This window comes from Enterobacter sp. N5-15 (genome assembly GCF_057221635.1).
In genome coordinates this window covers 3337109-3353075 of record NZ_CM170150.1, presented here as the reverse complement: position 1 = coordinate 3353075, position 15967 = coordinate 3337109, and the positions used below count along the sequence as shown (strand labels likewise).

The window sequence follows — 15967 nt, the reverse complement described above, 5'->3', positions numbered from 1 at the left end:
ATATGGCGGGGTGCAATGTGCTTCCCGCCATTCTGTCAGGGCAACTCTGGCGGCTGCCACTCTTCCACTTCAATCAACACCAGCAATGCGGCATCTCCGCCGTACTCTTTGGGTGCCTGATGAAAAGCCATCACGTGTGGATGCTGAGCCAGCCATAGCGGCGTCTGTTGTTTGAGGATATGTTTACCGTGGCCATGCATCACGCAGGCGCAGAAAACATGTTCACGGCGACAGGCAGCGATCAACGCCCCCAGCTCCTGTTTTGCCTGCATCTGCGTTAAACCGTGCAGATCGAGAAACAGCTCCGGCGAATAATCTCCGCGACGTAACTTTTTCAGCTCAAAATGGCTGACGTCTTCGCGCACGTATTTTACAGCCCCCTGCGTATTGAGCAGCGGCTGAAATTCATCTGAAAAATAGTGGCTGTTATCCGCCTGCTCCTGCAGCAGGCGTTTGACCGGTACTTCGCTGATTTTTTTACGCTGCGGGCGATGGACGATGGTGTCCTGCGTGATTTTACGCGTCCCGGTCATTAGCTGTTGGAAGAGCGCCTGATCCTCCTCGCTGAGCGATGTTTTCTTTTTCATTCGTCATTCTCATCTCGTATTTCCGACAGTGTACCCGACTAAACGCATTTTTTAACCTCAAGCGAGACGCGTCATTGCTGATTTATCGCCGTCTTCATGGCAAACTAGCCGCCGAAAATTATGCGAGCATGCCCTGGAGGAAAGAGTGGATAAAATATTTGTCGATGAAGCAGTAAACGAGCTGCATACCATACAGGACATGTTGCGCTGGTCGGTTAGCCGCTTCAGCGCCGCCAATATCTGGTACGGTCACGGTACCGATAACCCGTGGGATGAAGCCGTGCAGCTGGTGCTGCCGTCCCTTTACCTGCCGCTGGATATCCCGGAAGACATGCGCACCGCGCGCCTGACCTCCAGCGAAAAACACCGCATCGTTGAGCGCGTGATCCGCCGCGTGAACGAGCGCATTCCGGTCGCCTACCTGACCAACAAAGCCTGGTTCTGCGGCCACGAGTTCTATGTCGATGAACGCGTGCTGGTGCCGCGCTCGCCGATTGGCGAGCTGATCAACAACCACTTTGAAGGTCTGATCGGCCATCAGCCGCAGCACATTCTGGATATGTGTACCGGCAGCGGCTGCATCGCCATCGCCTGCGCGTACGCCTTCCCTGAAGCGGAAGTGGACGCCGTCGATATCTCCACCGACGCGCTGGCCGTGACCGAGCACAACATTGAAGAGCACGGCCTGATCCATCACGTTACGCCAATTCGCTCTGACCTGTTCCGCGATCTGCCGACGCTGCAGTACGATCTGATCGTCACCAACCCGCCGTACGTCGATGCGGAAGACATGTCCGATCTGCCGAACGAATACCGTCACGAGCCGGAGCTGGGTCTGGCGTCAGGCTCTGACGGCCTGAAGCTGACGCGCCGCATTCTGGCCTGCGCGCCCGATTATCTGACCGACGACGGCGTTCTGATTTGTGAAGTGGGCAACAGCATGGTACATCTGATAGAGCAGTACCCGGATGTGCCGTTCACCTGGCTTGAGTTCGACAACGGCGGTGACGGCGTCTTTATGCTGACCAAAGCGCAGCTGCTCGACGCGCGCGAACACTTCAGCATCTATAAAGATTAATCCAGCGGGCTTCGGCCCGTTTCACAACGCTCAAACACAAACAACAATATCGGAGCCGTGATGGCAGGAAACAGTATTGGACAGTTATTCCGCGTGACCACCTTTGGCGAGTCGCACGGGCTGGCGCTGGGCTGTATCGTTGATGGCGTACCGCCAGGCATCGAACTGACCGAAGCCGATTTACAGCACGACCTCGACCGTCGTCGTCCGGGCACCTCTCGCTACACCACGCAGCGTCGCGAGCCGGACCAGGTAAAAATTCTTTCCGGCGTCTTTGAAGGCCGCACCACCGGGACCAGCATTGGTCTGCTGATCGAAAACACCGATCAGCGGTCCCAGGACTACGGCGCCATCAAAGACGTCTTCCGTCCGGGCCACGCCGACTACACCTACGAACAAAAGTACGGCTTCCGCGACTATCGCGGCGGCGGGCGTTCTTCCGCGCGTGAAACCGCGATGCGCGTGGCGGCAGGGGCGATTGCTAAGAAATACCTGCAGCAGAAGTTTGGCATCGTCATTCGCGGCTGTCTGACCCAGATGGGCGACATTCCGCTGGCGATCAAAGACTGGGATCAGGTTGAACAAAACCCGTTCTTCTGCGCCGATGCCGACAAGCTGGAGGCGCTGGACGAACTGATGCGCGGCCTGAAAAAAGAGGGCGACTCTATTGGGGCGAAAGTCACCGTGGTGGCCGATGGCGTCCCGGCTGGCTGGGGCGAGCCGGTATTTGACCGTCTCGACGCCGACATTGCCCACGCGCTGATGAGCATCAACGCGGTGAAGGGCGTAGAGATTGGCGACGGCTTTGACGTGGTTCAGCTTCGCGGCAGTCAGAACCGCGACGAAATCACGAAGGCGGGCTTCCAGAGCAACCATGCGGGCGGCATCCTGGGCGGTATCAGCAGCGGGCAGCAGATTGTTGCCAACATCGCGCTGAAGCCGACCTCCAGCATCACCGTGCCGGGCCACACGATTAACCGCGATGGCGAAGAAGTTGAGATGATCACCAAAGGTCGTCACGATCCGTGCGTGGGGATCCGCGCGGTGCCGATCGCTGAAGCGATGCTGGCGATCGTGCTGATGGATCACTTCCTGCGCCAGCGCGCGCAGAATGCGGATGTGACGACCACCATTCCACGCTGGTAAACATGAAAAAAACCGCAATTGCTCTGCTGGCGCTGCTTGCCAGTGGAGCCAGTCTGGCCGCGACGCCATGGCAAAAAATCACCCACCCGGTGGCGGGGAGCGCGCAGTCCATTGGCGCCTTTTCCAACGGCTGTATCGTCGGTGCCCAGGAGCTTCCTCTCCAGTCTGATACCTATCAGGTGATGCGCACCGATCAGCGACGTTATTTCGGCCACCCGGATCTGGTGCTGTTCATCCAGCGTCTGGGAAACCAGGTGCATAACCTGGGGCTGGGCACGATGCTGATTGGCGATATGGGGATGCCTGCCGGCGGTCGCTTTAACGGTGGACACGCCAGTCACCAGACCGGACTGGATGTCGATATCTTCCTGCAGCTGCCGAAAACCCGCTGGACCTCTGCCCAACTACTGAAACCGCAGGCGCTGGATCTGGTGGCGAGCGACGGTAAGCGCGTTGTGCCGTCCCTGTGGACGCGGGACGTATCCAGCATGATCAAGCTGGCCGCGGAAGATAACGACGTCACGCGGATTTTCGTTAACCCGGCCATCAAGCAGCAGCTTTGTCTGGATGCCGGAACCGATCGCGACTGGCTGCGCAAAGTGCGCCCGTGGTTCCAGCATCGTGCGCACATGCACGTTCGTCTGCGCTGCCCGGCAAATAGCCTGGAATGTGAAGATCAGCCGCTACCGCCGCCAGGCGATGGCTGCGGTGCGGAACTGCAAAGCTGGTTTGAACCGGCAAAACCTGGAACCTCTAAGCCTGAGAAGAAGACACCGCCTCCGTTGCCGCCTTCCTGCCAGGCGCTACTGGATGAGCATGTACTTTAATGGATAATTTCGTCGATCTGTTTATGGTGTCACCGTGGATGCTGGCGGCACTGTTTTTTGTTGCGATGTTAGCCGGTTTTATCGATGCCCTGGCGGGCGGGGGCGGTTTGCTGACCGTTCCGGCACTGCTGGCGGTGGGGATGAGCCCTGCCCAGGCGCTCGCCACGAACAAACTTCAGGCCTGCGGCGGATCGCTCTCTGCGTCGCTCTACTTTATTCGGCGTAAGGTGGTAAACCTTGCCGATCAGAAGCTGAATATTCTGATGACCTTTATCGGCTCGACCTCAGGTGCGCTGCTGGTTCAGCACGTGCAGTCTGATATTTTGCGTCAGATCCTGCCGATTCTGGTTATCTGCATTGGCCTCTACTTTTTGCTGATGCCAAAGCTCGGTGAAGAGGACCGCCAGCGTCGTCTGCACGGCCTGCCGTTTGCGCTGATTGCCGGGGGCTGTGTGGGTTTTTACGACGGTTTCTTCGGGCCGGGGGCCGGTTCATTTTATGCGCTGGCGTTCGTGACGCTGGCCGGGTTTAACCTCGCCAAATCCACTGCCCATGCCAAAGTGCTCAACGCGACCTCAAACGTCGGCGGCCTGCTGCTGTTTATCATCGGCGGTAAGGTCATCTGGGCAACCGGATTTGTGATGATGGCAGGGCAGTTCCTGGGCGCGCGCGCGGGCTCGCGTCTGGTGTTAAGCAAAGGACAAAAACTGATTCGCCCGATGATCGTCATCGTCTCGGCCGTAATGAGCGCCAAACTTCTTTATGACAGCCATGGACAGGAGATCCTCACCTGGTTGGGGATGCACTAATGAACAGTACGCATAAATACGAACAGCTGATTGAGATTTTCGACGGCTGTTTTGCTGACGATTTTAATACCCGTCTGATTAAAGGCGACGACGAACCGATCTATCTTCCTGCTGATGCAGAGGTTCCGTATAACCGCATCGTCTTTGCCCACGGCTTTTACGCCAGCGGCTTGCACGAGATTTCACACTGGTGCATTGCGGGTAAAGCGCGGCGCGAGCTGGTGGACTTCGGCTACTGGTACTGCCCGGATGGACGTGATGCCGCAACGCAGGGGCAGTTTGAGGATGTGGAAGTGAAGCCGCAGGCGCTGGAATGGCTATTCTGCGTCGCGGCGGGTTTCCCGTTCAACGTGAGCTGTGACAACCTCGAAGGCGACTTCGAGCCAGACCGTATCGTCTTCCAGCGCCGTGTGCATGCGCAGGTGATGGAATATCTTGAGAAAGGCATCCCGGAACGTCCGGCACGCCTGATCGAGGCCTTACAGAATTATTACCACACGCCGGTTATCACGGCGGAATGCTTCCCTTGGCCGGAAGATCTTTAACAGAGGAAAGAAGATGATCGCAGAATTTGAATCACGCATTCTGGCGTTAATTGATGACATGGTGGAACACGCCAGTGATGATGAGCTGTTCGCCAGCGGTTATCTGCGTGGTCACCTGACGCTCGCGGTAGCCGAGCTGGAAGCGGGTGACGATCACTCTGCCGATGCCGTTCACGCTGAAGTCACTCGCAGCCTGGAAAAAGCCATTTTGGCCGGGGAGCTCTCTCCGCGCGACCAGTCGCTGGTGCTGGGCATGTGGGACACTTTGTTCCAGCAGGCGAAAGCGAAGTAAGTGTTTCACCACCCTCTCCCACGGGGAGAGGGACGGGTGAGGGCACCAGGCCACACCCTACTTAACCTTCTTCCCCTTCAGCAGTTTCCGTACCCACAAGCGATTCGGATTCAGCCCAGCAAGTGTAACCCTGTCCAGCGGAATCGGCTCGTCGCTCATTTGCGCGGCTAACACTTCTGCCAGCAGCGGTGCGGAACACAGCCCGCGAGATCCTAATCCACCCAGCATATACAGCTCCGGATAAACCGGCGCGCTTACCGCATTATCCCGGTTATCAGCAAGGTCCTGATAGGCCTCAAGCGTCGCCTCATAGTCTGGCACATTTCCCGCCATCGGCAGATGATCGCGGGTGGCGCAGCGCACGCCGCAGCGCGCTTCCCCCTCGCTGACGTCAACCTCTTTCGCCCACGCCGCATCTGGGAAACAGTCAATCAGGCGCTGGCGGTTCTGCGCCTGATCCGCGTCGCTGTAGCGCATATCCGTTTCGCCACGATGGTAGCTGGCCCCGATGCAGTGATGGCCGTTAGACGGATTTTGCGGCGTCAGATAGCCGTCATAGCACAGCACCTGACGCAGTTTGCTCAGTTCGGGTGCGGAAGGAATATGGCTCACCTGGCCGCCGACCGGATAAACCGGCAGCGTTTCTGTCTGGATAAACTGGCTGATGTTATGCCCGTTTGCCAGCACAACGCAGGCATGGCTCGCCGCTTTGCCATCGGCAAAACGCAGATTCCAGCGTTCTGTCCGTCTCAACGATTCAACGGTGTGAGCATAATGCGCCGTCAGCCCGCGCGACTGCGCCAGGGCAATGACCGCCGCGGTCAGTTCAGCCGGACACAGCCAGCCGCCGAGCGGATACTGAATGCCCCCACAGCCGGTTTCCACGCCAGCGGTGTCTGCCACCTCTTGTGCACTTACCGCGCGGGCAATCTCGTCAGGCAGGCCCAGCGACAGCATCTGCGTGATTTTTTGCTGGCTCTTTTCATCCCAGCCGAGCTGCGTCACGCCGCACCAGTCATGGTCAAACGCCACCGGCAGGGCGTCGTACAGGCGACGGGCGAAGGTAAACGCCGCCGGGAAAAACCGGAACAGGGCCGGGTCGTGCGCGCTTAAAAGCGGATAGAGCGCCCCCTGGCGATTGCCGGACGCGCCGCTTGCTGGCGCATCGTCAGCACAGTAGAGCGTGACCTGCCAGCCGCGGTGGAGAAGCGCGAGGGACAGCAGGGCGCTGGCGATCCCCCCGCCGACTATCGCCACCTCACGTGCTGCGCTGGCGCGGCGTGCAAACCAGGGCGCCTGAGCGGGAACGTCCAGCGTCTGTTCCATCCTGCCGACCAGCATGTCGCGCTTGCGGCCAAAGCCTTTGGTCTTCTGCATGGTAAAACCCGCCTCCTGCAGCCCGCGGCGGACAAAGCCTGCCGAGGTGAAGGTGGCAAGCGTTGCGCCAGGACGGGCCAGCCGCGCCATCGCGCTAAACAGATGCTGGCTCCACATGTCCGGGTTTTTGGCGGGCGCAAAGCCGTCCAGGAACCACGCGTCCACCTTCTGATTCATCGAGTCGTCGAGCGTATCGGTCAGGTCGTTAATATCGCCCAGCCAGAGGTCCAGCGTGACGCGTCCGCCGTCCAGAATCAGGCGATGACAGCCGCCGATGTGGGGCGGCCACTGCGCCTGAAGCTGCTCTGCCCAGACTGCAAGCTCCGGCCAGCGCTGATGGGCAAGCCGCAGGTCATGCGCGGTGAGCGGGAATTTTTCGAAACTGATGAAATGTAATCTTTGTAGCGTAGCCTCAGGGTGTGCAGCGTGAAACTGGTTAAACGCCTGCCAGAGGGTTAAAAAATTCAGCCCGGTGCCGAATCCACTTTCCGCGACCACAAACAGGTTGCGCGAATGCTCCGGGAAGCGGGTGCTGAGCTGGTTTCCGTCGAGGAAAACATAGCGAGTTTCTTCGAGTCCGTTATCATTAGAAAAATAGACGTCATCAAAATCTCGGGAAACAGGTGTACCCTCAGCGTTGAATTCGAGGTTGGCGGGTTGTATAGCGTTTTGTTTCACGTAAGTTACTCGTCTGACAGGCAGTGGCACGATCTTAACGATGTGAGTCCATCGGTGCAAATTTCCGCAGAAAATGTCTGATCGGACTTGTTCGGCGTACAAGTGTACGCTATTGTGCGACTCGAAACTTACTATAGTGCGACTTACAGAGGTATTGAATGAAACGTGCAGTGATTACTGGCCTGGGCATTGTTTCCAGCATCGGTAATAACCAGCAGGAAGTCCTGGCATCTCTGCGTGAAGGACGCTCCGGGATCACTTTCTCTGAAGAGTTTAAAGATTCAGGTATGCGTAGCCACGTATGGGGTAACGTCAAACTGGACACCACCGGTTTGATTGACCGCAAAGTGGTTCGTTTCATGAACGATGCCTCTATTTATGCTTATCTCTCCATGCAGGAAGCGATCAAAGATTCCGGCCTGAGTGAAGAGGTTTATCAGAACAACCCGCGCGTGGGTCTGATCGCCGGTTCCGGCGGCTCATCAAAAGCGCAGGTATTCGGCGCTGACGCAATGCGTAGCCCGCGTGGTCTGAAAGCAGTAGGTCCGTACGTGGTCACCAAAGCCATGGGTTCTGCGGTTTCCGCGTGCCTGGCGACCCCATTCAAAATCCACGGTGTGAACTACTCCATCAGCTCCGCGTGTGCGACTTCCGCACACTGTATCGGTAATGCTGTTGAGCAGATCCAGCTGGGTAAACAGGACATCGTATTTGCTGGCGGCGGCGAAGAGCTGGGCTGGGAAATGGCCTGTGAATTCGACGCGATGGGCGCACTGTCCACCAAGTACAATGAAACCCCGGATAAAGCCTCCCGTACCTATGATGCGCACCGTGACGGTTTCGTTATCGCTGGCGGCGGCGGTATGGTTGTGGTTGAAGAGCTCGAGCATGCCCTGGCACGTGGCGCGCACATCTACGCTGAGATCGTGGGCTACGGTGCAACGTCTGACGGCGCCGACATGGTTGCGCCATCCGGCGAAGGCGCGGTGCGCTGCATGAAGATGGCGATGCACGGCGTTGATACCCCAATCGACTACCTGAACTCCCACGGTACCTCTACTCCGGTAGGCGACGTGAAAGAGCTGGGTGCGATCCGTGAAGTCTTCGGCGACAACAGCCCGGCGATCTCCGCGACCAAAGCCATGACCGGTCACTCTCTGGGTGCGGCTGGCGTGCAGGAAGCGATCTACTCTCTGCTGATGCTGGAAAACGGCTTTATCGCGCCAAGCATCAATATTGATGAGATGGACGAGCAGGCTGCTGGCCTGAACATCGTGACCAAACCAATGGACGCGACGCTGACCACCGTCATGTCAAACAGCTTCGGCTTCGGTGGCACCAACGCCACGCTGGTAATGCGTAAGCTGAAAGCATAAGCGTTTGAATGTATAGTAGAAGGGAGCCTGATGGCTCCCTTTTTTTATGCCTGAATTCGGAGTTATGCATGACGGCCGCAACCTCAGAAAAAAACGCCACGTCCGGGAACACCTCGCTGTTCCGCATCGCTTTTGCGGTATTTCTAACCTATATGACCGTTGGCCTGCCGCTGCCGGTGATCCCGCTGTTCGTTCATCAGGAACTGGGCTATGGCAACACCATGGTCGGCATTGCCGTGGGCATTCAGTTTTTAGCCACGGTATTAACCCGCGGTTACGCCGGACGGCTGGCGGATCAGCACGGTGCAAAACGTTCGGCGTTACAGGGGATGTTTGCCTGTGGGCTGGCGGGCGGCGCATGGCTGCTGGCGGCTCTCCTGCCCGTAGACGCCGCGTATAAATTTGCGCTGCTGGTGCTGGGCCGTTTAATCCTTGGCTTTGGTGAAAGCCAGCTGCTGACCGGCACCCTGACCTGGGGAATGGGTCTGGTGGGGCCAGCACGCTCCGGCAAGGTGATGTCCTGGAACGGCATGGCCATCTATGGCGCGCTGGCCGCAGGCGCACCGCTTGGGCTGCTGATTAATAGCCAGTTTGGATTTGCGGCGCTGGCCGCAACCACGATGGTTTTACCCCTGCTGGCGTGGGCGTTTAACGGTTCGGTGCGTAAGGTGCCCGCGCACAAAGGCGAGCGTCCTTCCCTGTGGAGCGTGGTCGGCCAGATCTGGCAGCCGGGTCTTGGCCTGGCGCTGCAGGGCGTGGGTTTTGCGGTGATTGGTACCTTCGTCTCGCTCTATTTTATGAGCCGCGGCTGGGCGATGGCCGGTTTTACGCTTACCGCGTTTGGCGGCGCGTTTGTGCTGATGCGCGTGCTTTTCGGCTGGATGCCGGATCGCTTCGGCGGCGTGAAGGTCGCGGTAGCGTCGCTGATGATAGAGACCGTGGGTCTGCTGCTGCTGTGGAATGCACCCGTGGCGTCCGTTGCGCTGCTTGGCGCGGCGCTAACCGGCTGCGGCTGTTCACTGATCTTCCCGGCGCTGGGCGTTGAAGTGGTGAAGCGCGTGGCCCCGCAGGTGCGCGGTACGGCGCTGGGCGGCTATGCGGCGTTTCAGGATATCTCATACGGGGTAACCGGGCCGCTGGCCGGGGTGTTAGCCACCTCTTTTGGTTATCCGTCCGTCTTCCTGGCCGGTGCGGTTTCTGCGGTGGTGGGGATCGTGGTGACGCTGGTGGCGTTTCGCAGGACTTGAGCCGTTGTTGCCGGGTGGCGGCTGCGCCTTACCCGGCCTAAGGTTCGAGCCGTTGTAGGCCCGGTAAGCGTCGCGCCACCGGGCAAAACCTCAGGCAACCAGCCAGAAAATCGCCAGTGCGATCAGTAGCGCAATAAACATCAACCCCGGACGCGCAGAGAGCGTTCTGAACGTCTCGACGACCGGCGCAAACAGCGGGCTGTAGATCGGCTGAATATTTCTCACCTCCGGCACGCCGCCCTCGCGCTCGGCGCGACGAACGAAGATTTGATTGAGCAGATCCTGCACCTGCGCGGTGGTCAGTACCGTTTGTGGCGTGGCCTGCCAGTTTTGCTGAGCGTAATCCCGAATCACGTCGAGCTCATGCGGCTCAAGCGGCTGCTTCAGTGCCGCCTGGACGGTATGCAGGGTAGGGGCATTCTGGCTGCTGAGCGTCTGGCGCGCCTGGAGCCAGGTCACCAGATGAGTAAACTGTTTGGCCGGGATCAGTTCACCCGCCTTCACGCCGGACAGCTCCAGCATGGATTGCCAGATAAGCTTCGTCGGTTCGCCGGTGGCCGCAGCCAGCTTTGTCACCATCTGCTTGAGCGTGTTGTGCTCGGCGGGCAGCAGCGGACGCTCGGTTGCCGGGCGCACCTGAGGCTGCGGAATCGACAGCTCGTTGTTCTGCAGCAGAGTCAGCACGGTTTTGAGCTGGTCGGGCGTTAGCTGCCCCAGCGCGGTCTGACCATACTGCTGGCGAATAAAATCACTCACCGCCTGGCGGTTATTGCCCTGGCCCAGCAGCTCCGTCAGCTGAGCAACAATCTGGCGCGTGGTGTGGTTCTGCTGCGCGTTATTGATACGCTGGTTCAGGTTTTGCTCGGCAGCAGGGAAATGACGCGACTGCAGGGGTGCGTCGTTCCTCACGCCTAGATCATGCTTAACCCCGGCCCAGACTTCCGCGTTTTGCTGTGAAGTCAGCGCAATCAGGCGCGTGATCAGTCGCTCCAGCACGGTGCGCTGTTGCGTGGATAGCGGTTGTTCACCGGCAACGTTTGGCGTGACGGGGCCTTCACCCGGAGGGCGTGGCGGCGTACCTGAAATGGGCTGCATCGTCAAAAATCCTTAAAGTCAAAACTCAGCGTAAACCAGGTATACGTATATGCCTGGCGGCCAGATTATGGCACACTTGGCAGGTTTTCTTCCTCTCAAACAGGTACTCAGACGTGAAAATCCTCGTTGATGAAAATATGCCTTATGCCCGTGAGCTGTTTAGCCGCCTGGGTAACGTTAAGGCTGTCCCTGGTCGCCCGATCCCGGTCAACGAACTGGATGACGCAGACGCGCTGATGGTGCGCTCGGTGACCAAAGTAAATGAGGCGTTGCTCGCCGGTAAAGCGATTAAGTTTGTCGGAACCGCAACGGCAGGGACCGATCATGTGGATGATCAGTGGCTGAAGCAGGCTGGAATCGGTTTTTCCGCTGCGCCGGGCTGTAACGCCATTGCCGTTGTGGAATACGTTTTCTCCTCGCTGCTGATGCTGGCCGAGCGCGACGGGTTTGCGCTGAAGGACCGCACCGTGGGGATTGTCGGCGTGGGTAACGTCGGCGGACGCCTGCAAAAGCGCCTTGAAGCGTTGGGGATCCGCACGCTGCTGTGCGATCCGCCGCGCAAAGACAACGGCGATGAGGGCGATTTCCGCTCGCTGGACGAGCTGGTCGAACAGTGTGACGTGCTGACTTTCCACACGCCGCTGTTTAAAGAGGGGCCGTATAAGTCGCTGCATCTTGCTGACGAGACGCTGATCCGTCGTCTGAAGGCTGGCACTATTCTGATAAATGCCTGCCGTGGTCCGGTCGTAGATAACGCCGCGCTGCTGACATGTCTGAATGAAGGTCAAGACCTCAGCGTGGTGCTGGACGTCTGGGAGCCGGAGCCGGATCTCAACGTTGAGCTGCTTAACAGGGTGGACGTGGGCACGGCGCATATCGCCGGTTATACCCTCGAGGGAAAAGCGCGCGGCACGACGCAGGTTTTCGAGGCCTACAGCACTTTTATCGGCCATCCGCAGCAGGTAGCGCTGGATACCTTACTCCCCGCGCCTGAATTTGGCCGCATTACCCTGCACGGTCCGCTCGATCAGGCAACGCTGAAAAGGCTGGTGCATTTGGTGTATGATGTGCGCCGCGATGATGCGCTGCTGCGTAAAGTGGCGGGGATCCCGGGTGAGTTTGATAAGCTGCGCAAGAACTATGTTGAGCGCCGCGAGTGGTCTTCCCTGTATGTGATGTGCGACGACGCGTCGGCGGCGACGCTGCTGCATAAGCTGGGATTTAACGCCGTTCATCACCCGGCACGTTAATGTCTTCTTAATGCTCCCTGTCGGATACTCCGACAGGGACGCTTTTTTATTTCTGGAGTAAACCACCATGTCTGAAGGCTGGAACATTGCCATTTTAGGTGCCACGGGTGCCGTGGGCGAAGCCCTGCTCGAAACCCTTGCTGAGCGTCAGTTCCCGGTGGGCGACATCTATGCGCTGGCGCGTACCGACAGCGCAGGTGAGCATCTGCGTTTTAACAGTAAATCCGTTATGGTCCAGGACGCGGCAGCGTTCGACTGGACGCAGGCGCAGCTGGCGTTTTTCGCCGCGGGTGCTGAAGCGACTGCTGCGTACGTTGAAGAAGCGACCAACGCAGGCTGCCTGGTGATCGACCTGAGCGGCCTGTTCTCAATGGAGCCGGATGTGCCGCTGGTGGTGCCGGACGTGAACCCGTTTGTGCTGGCTGACTACCGCAACCGTAACGTCATTGCGGTCCCGAACAGCCTGACCAGCCAGCTGCTGACCGCCCTGAAACCGCTGATCGACGACGGCGGCCTGTCGCGCATTACCGTCACCAGCCTGCTCTCCGCGTCCGCGAACGGCAAAAAGGCCGTTGACGCGCTGGCCGGGCAGAGCGCGAAGCTGCTGAACGGTATCCCGATTGATGAAGATGATTTCTTTGGCCGCCAGCTGGCGTTCAACATGCTGCCGCTGCTGCCGGACCGCGAGGGCTCCGTGCGCGAAGAGCGTCGTATCGTCGATGAAGTACGTAAAATTCTGCAGGACGATGGCCTGATGATCTCCGCGAACGTCGTGCAGTCTCCGGTCTTCTACGGCCACGCGCAGATGGTCGGCTTCGAAGCCCTGCGTCCGCTTGCGGCAGAAGAGGCGCGCGATGCGTTTGGCCGCGGTGAAGACATCGTGCTCTCTGAAGAGAGCGAGTTCCCGACCCAGGTTGGTGATGCCACCGGCAGCGCGCATCTTTCCGTTGGCTGCGTGCGTAACGATTACGGCATGCCGGAACAGGTTCAGTTCTGGTCCGTTGCCGACAACGTTCGCTTTGGCGGCGCGCTGATGGCGGTCAAAATCGCTGAAAAACTGGTGCAGGAGTACCTGTACTGATGTCAGACGTGGAACAAAAGCCGGTCCATAGAGTTGCCCTCGGAATTGAGTACGATGGCAGTAAATATTATGGCTGGCAGCGTCAGAACGAAGTGCGCAGCGTCCAGGAGAAGCTGGAAAAAGCGCTCTCTCAGGTGGCAAACGAGCCGATTAACGTCCTGTGCGCAGGACGGACGGACGCGGGTGTTCACGGCACGGGGCAGGTGGTTCACTTTGAAACCACCGCTGTGCGTAAGGATGCTGCCTGGACTCTGGGTGTAAATGCGAATTTGCCTGGTGACATTGCGGTGCGTTGGGTAAAAGCTGTGCCGGATGATTTTCACGCGCGCTTCAGCGCCACGGCGCGTCGCTACCGTTATGTCATCTACAACCAGCGCCTGCGTCCGGCGGTGCTAAGCCAGGGCGTGACGCATTTTTATGAGCCGCTTGATGCAGAACGTATGCATCGCGCGGCGCAGTGTCTGATTGGTGAAAATGACTTTACGTCGTTTCGTGCGGTGCAGTGTCAATCCCGCACGCCGTGGCGCAACGTTATGCACATAAACGTCAGTCGTTTTGGCGCGTATGTGGTGGTGGATATCAAAGCCAATGCCTTTGTACATCATATGGTTAGGAATATTGTGGGCAGCCTGATGGAAGTGGGTGCCGGACACCAGCCGGAGAGCTGGATTGCAGACCTGCTTGCAGCGAAGGACAGAACGCTTGCGGCAGCCACGGCGAAAGCGGAAGGGTTGTATCTGGTCTCGGTAGACTATCCGGATCGGTTTGACCTGCCGAAACCGCCAATGGGTCCGCTATTTTTAGCGGACTAAACAAAGGTGCAATTAGGGTTTAGACAATATGGACGTAATTCGTTTTTTAATTGATTTCATCCTGCATATTGATGTTCACCTGGCAGAGCTGGTCGCGCAGTATGGCGTCTGGGTTTATGCCATTCTGTTTCTTATTCTGTTTTGTGAAACCGGTCTGGTCGTTACCCCGTTCCTGCCAGGGGATTCACTGCTGTTCGTTGCCGGGGCGCTATCGGCGTTGCCCACTAACGATCTGAACGTGCATCTTATGGTTGTGCTGATGGTGATTGCCGCTATTGTCGGTGATGCGGTCAACTATACGATTGGACGTGTGTTTGGTGAGCGGCTTTTCAGCAATCCTGATTCGAAAATTTTCCGTCGCAGCTATTTAGACAAAACCCATGCGTTCTATGAACGCCACGGCGGAAAAACCATTATCCTTGCGCGCTTTGTGCCTATTGTGCGTACATTTGCACCGTTTGTGGCGGGAATGGGGCATATGTCCTATCGTCATTTTGCGGCATACAACGTGGTTGGCGCGCTGCTGTGGGTACTGCTGTTCACCTATGCAGGCTACCTGTTTGGCGATCTTCCGATCGTTCAGGAAAATCTTAAGTTACTGATTGTAGCGATTATTGTGCTTTCCGTACTGCCGGGCGTTATCGAAATCATTCGTCACAAACGCGCGGCGGCAAAACAAGCGAAGTAAATGCACGCTGGCGGTTCGACCACTTTTTTATCCAAAGTTTCGGGCTGTTATGTTTTAATGTGCAACATTCATGGTCTGTTGGAGGCAAAAATGGCATTATTCGCCTCTTATAGCAAAACTGGCATACGACCAGGTTCAGGCAGAAAGGTTATCAATGAGCTGGATTGAACGAATTAAAAGCAACATTACCCCAACGCGCAAAGCGAGCATTCCTGAAGGGGTATGGACGAAGTGTGATAGCTGCGGTCAGGTTCTGTATCGCGCAGAGCTGGAGCGCAACCTTGAGGTGTGTCCGAAGTGTGACCACCATATGCGTATGTCGGCGCGCAACCGCCTGCATAGCCTGCTGGACGAAGGCTCTCTGGTAGAGCTGGGTAGCGAACTCGAACCAAAAGACGTGCTGAAGTTCCGCGATTCCAAAAAATACAAAGATCGTCTGGCCTCTGCACAGAAAGAGACCGGCGAGAAAGACGCGCTGATCGTCATGAAAGGCACCCTGCATGAGATGCCGGTTGTTGCCGCTGCGTTTGAGTTCGCCTTTATGGGTGGCTCAATGGGCTCCGTGGTCGGTGCGCGCTTCGTGCGTGCCGTAGAGCAGGCGCTGGAAGACAACTGTCCGCTAATCTGCTTCTCTGCCTCCGGCGGTGCGCGTATGCAGGAAGCGCTGATGTCGCTGATGCAGATGGCGAAAACCTCTGCTGCGCTGGCGAAAATGCAGGAGCGCGGTCTGCCGTACATCTCCGTGCTGACCGACCCAACCATGGGCGGCGTTTCCGCGAGCTTCGCGATGCTGGGCGACCTGAACATCGCTGAGCCTAAGGCCCTGATCGGCTTTGCGGGTCCTCGCGTTATCGAGCAGACCGTGCGTGAAAAGCTGCCGCCGGGCTTCCAGCGCAGTGAGTTCCTCATTGAGAAAGGCGCCATCGACATGATTGTCCGCCGTCCGGAAATGCGCCTGAAGCTGGCGAGCGTCCTGGCGAAGCTGATGAATCTGCCAGCGCCGAACCCGGATGAGCCGCGCGAAGGCGTGGTGGTACCGGATCAGGAACCCGAGGCCTGATAACTGAAAAGGGCAGGGC

At 58.0% G+C, this 15967-nt stretch carries 16 protein-coding genes; 13 read left to right on the top strand and 3 right to left on the bottom strand.

Annotated elements, in window-relative coordinates; translation table 11 throughout:
* Positions 1-35: 35 nt before the first annotated feature.
* A complete protein-coding gene (gene smrB, locus AC2TE5_RS15865; RefSeq protein ID WP_032643455.1) occupies positions 36-587 on the bottom strand; it encodes an endonuclease SmrB in 552 nt (183 codons plus the stop codon).
* Positions 588-732: 145 nt separating this feature from the next.
* On the opposite strand from smrB, the gene prmB reads away from it, so the two are divergent.
* Genes prmB through AC2TE5_RS15835 form a run of 6 tightly spaced genes read left to right on the top strand, consistent with a single transcriptional unit; the run spans position 733 to position 5284 of the window.
* Positions 733-1665: a 50S ribosomal protein L3 N(5)-glutamine methyltransferase gene (prmB, locus tag AC2TE5_RS15860; RefSeq protein WP_008502612.1), complete on the top strand. Its 933-nt coding sequence runs from the start codon at positions 733-735 to the stop codon at positions 1663-1665.
* Between the two features lie 60 nt (positions 1666-1725).
* Positions 1726-2811, top strand: a complete 1086-nt coding sequence (gene aroC / locus AC2TE5_RS15855) for a chorismate synthase (RefSeq protein ID WP_029742149.1) — start codon at positions 1726-1728, stop codon at positions 2809-2811.
* Between the two features lie 2 nt (positions 2812-2813).
* The gene (gene mepA / locus AC2TE5_RS15850) at positions 2814-3638 is read left to right on the top strand and encodes a penicillin-insensitive murein endopeptidase (RefSeq protein ID WP_024908935.1); all 825 of its coding nucleotides are present in this window, start codon (positions 2814-2816) and stop codon (positions 3636-3638) included.
* On the top strand, positions 3638-4447 hold the full coding sequence (locus tag AC2TE5_RS15845) for a sulfite exporter TauE/SafE family protein (RefSeq protein ID WP_121425240.1): 810 nt from the start codon (positions 3638-3640) through the stop codon (positions 4445-4447). Before mepA ends, AC2TE5_RS15845 begins: the two co-directional genes overlap by 1 nt.
* Positions 4447-4992: an elongation factor P hydroxylase gene (locus AC2TE5_RS15840; RefSeq protein ID WP_033146101.1), complete on the top strand. Its 546-nt coding sequence runs from the start codon at positions 4447-4449 to the stop codon at positions 4990-4992. Before AC2TE5_RS15845 ends, AC2TE5_RS15840 begins: the two co-directional genes overlap by 1 nt.
* A 13-nt stretch (positions 4993-5005) precedes the next feature.
* Positions 5006-5284 (top strand): YfcL family protein, encoded by a 279-nt coding sequence (locus AC2TE5_RS15835; protein ID WP_029740204.1) that lies wholly within the window; start codon positions 5006-5008, stop codon positions 5282-5284.
* Positions 5285-5341: 57 nt separating this feature from the next.
* Here AC2TE5_RS15835 and mnmC read toward each other — a convergent pair whose 3' ends face one another.
* A complete protein-coding gene (gene mnmC / locus AC2TE5_RS15830) occupies positions 5342-7339 on the bottom strand; it encodes a bifunctional tRNA (5-methylaminomethyl-2-thiouridine)(34)-methyltransferase MnmC2/FAD-dependent 5-carboxymethylaminomethyl-2-thiouridine(34) oxidoreductase MnmC1 (protein ID WP_484611978.1) in 1998 nt (665 codons plus the stop codon).
* Between the two features lie 158 nt (positions 7340-7497).
* Between mnmC and fabB the strand changes: the two genes are divergently transcribed.
* Positions 7498-8715: a beta-ketoacyl-ACP synthase I gene (gene fabB / locus AC2TE5_RS15825; protein WP_023312571.1), complete on the top strand. Its 1218-nt coding sequence runs from the start codon at positions 7498-7500 to the stop codon at positions 8713-8715.
* 68 nt (positions 8716-8783) lie between these two features.
* Positions 8784-9962, top strand: coding sequence for an MFS transporter (locus AC2TE5_RS15820; protein WP_213328128.1), 1179 nt, complete (start codon positions 8784-8786; stop codon positions 9960-9962).
* A 90-nt stretch (positions 9963-10052) separates the two neighbouring features.
* On the opposite strand, the gene flk is transcribed toward AC2TE5_RS15820, so the two are convergent.
* Positions 10053-11057 (bottom strand): flagella biosynthesis regulator Flk, encoded by a 1005-nt coding sequence (gene flk / locus AC2TE5_RS15815; protein WP_484611977.1) that lies wholly within the window; start codon positions 11055-11057, stop codon positions 10053-10055.
* A 113-nt stretch (positions 11058-11170) separates the two neighbouring features.
* On the opposite strand from flk, the gene pdxB reads away from it, so the two are divergent.
* The 5 genes from pdxB (at position 11171) to accD (ending at position 15948) form a co-directional block, all read left to right on the top strand.
* Entirely contained in the window at positions 11171-12307 is a 1137-nt protein-coding gene (gene pdxB / locus AC2TE5_RS15810) for a 4-phosphoerythronate dehydrogenase PdxB (RefSeq protein WP_484611976.1), read from the top strand.
* Positions 12308-12374: 67 nt separating this feature from the next.
* Positions 12375-13388: an aspartate-semialdehyde dehydrogenase gene (locus tag AC2TE5_RS15805; RefSeq protein WP_024908943.1), complete on the top strand. Its 1014-nt coding sequence runs from the start codon at positions 12375-12377 to the stop codon at positions 13386-13388.
* Positions 13388-14200, top strand: coding sequence for a tRNA pseudouridine(38-40) synthase TruA (truA, locus tag AC2TE5_RS15800; protein ID WP_213328131.1), 813 nt, complete (start codon positions 13388-13390; stop codon positions 14198-14200). The genes AC2TE5_RS15805 and truA overlap by 1 nt, the downstream gene beginning before the upstream one ends.
* 28 nt (positions 14201-14228) lie before the next feature.
* Entirely contained in the window at positions 14229-14888 is a 660-nt protein-coding gene (locus AC2TE5_RS15795) for a DedA family protein (RefSeq protein WP_029740198.1), read from the top strand.
* A gap of 154 nt (positions 14889-15042) precedes the next feature.
* Positions 15043-15948 (top strand): acetyl-CoA carboxylase, carboxyltransferase subunit beta, encoded by a 906-nt coding sequence (gene accD / locus AC2TE5_RS15790; protein ID WP_063145400.1) that lies wholly within the window; start codon positions 15043-15045, stop codon positions 15946-15948.
* Positions 15949-15967 lie beyond the last annotated feature (19 nt).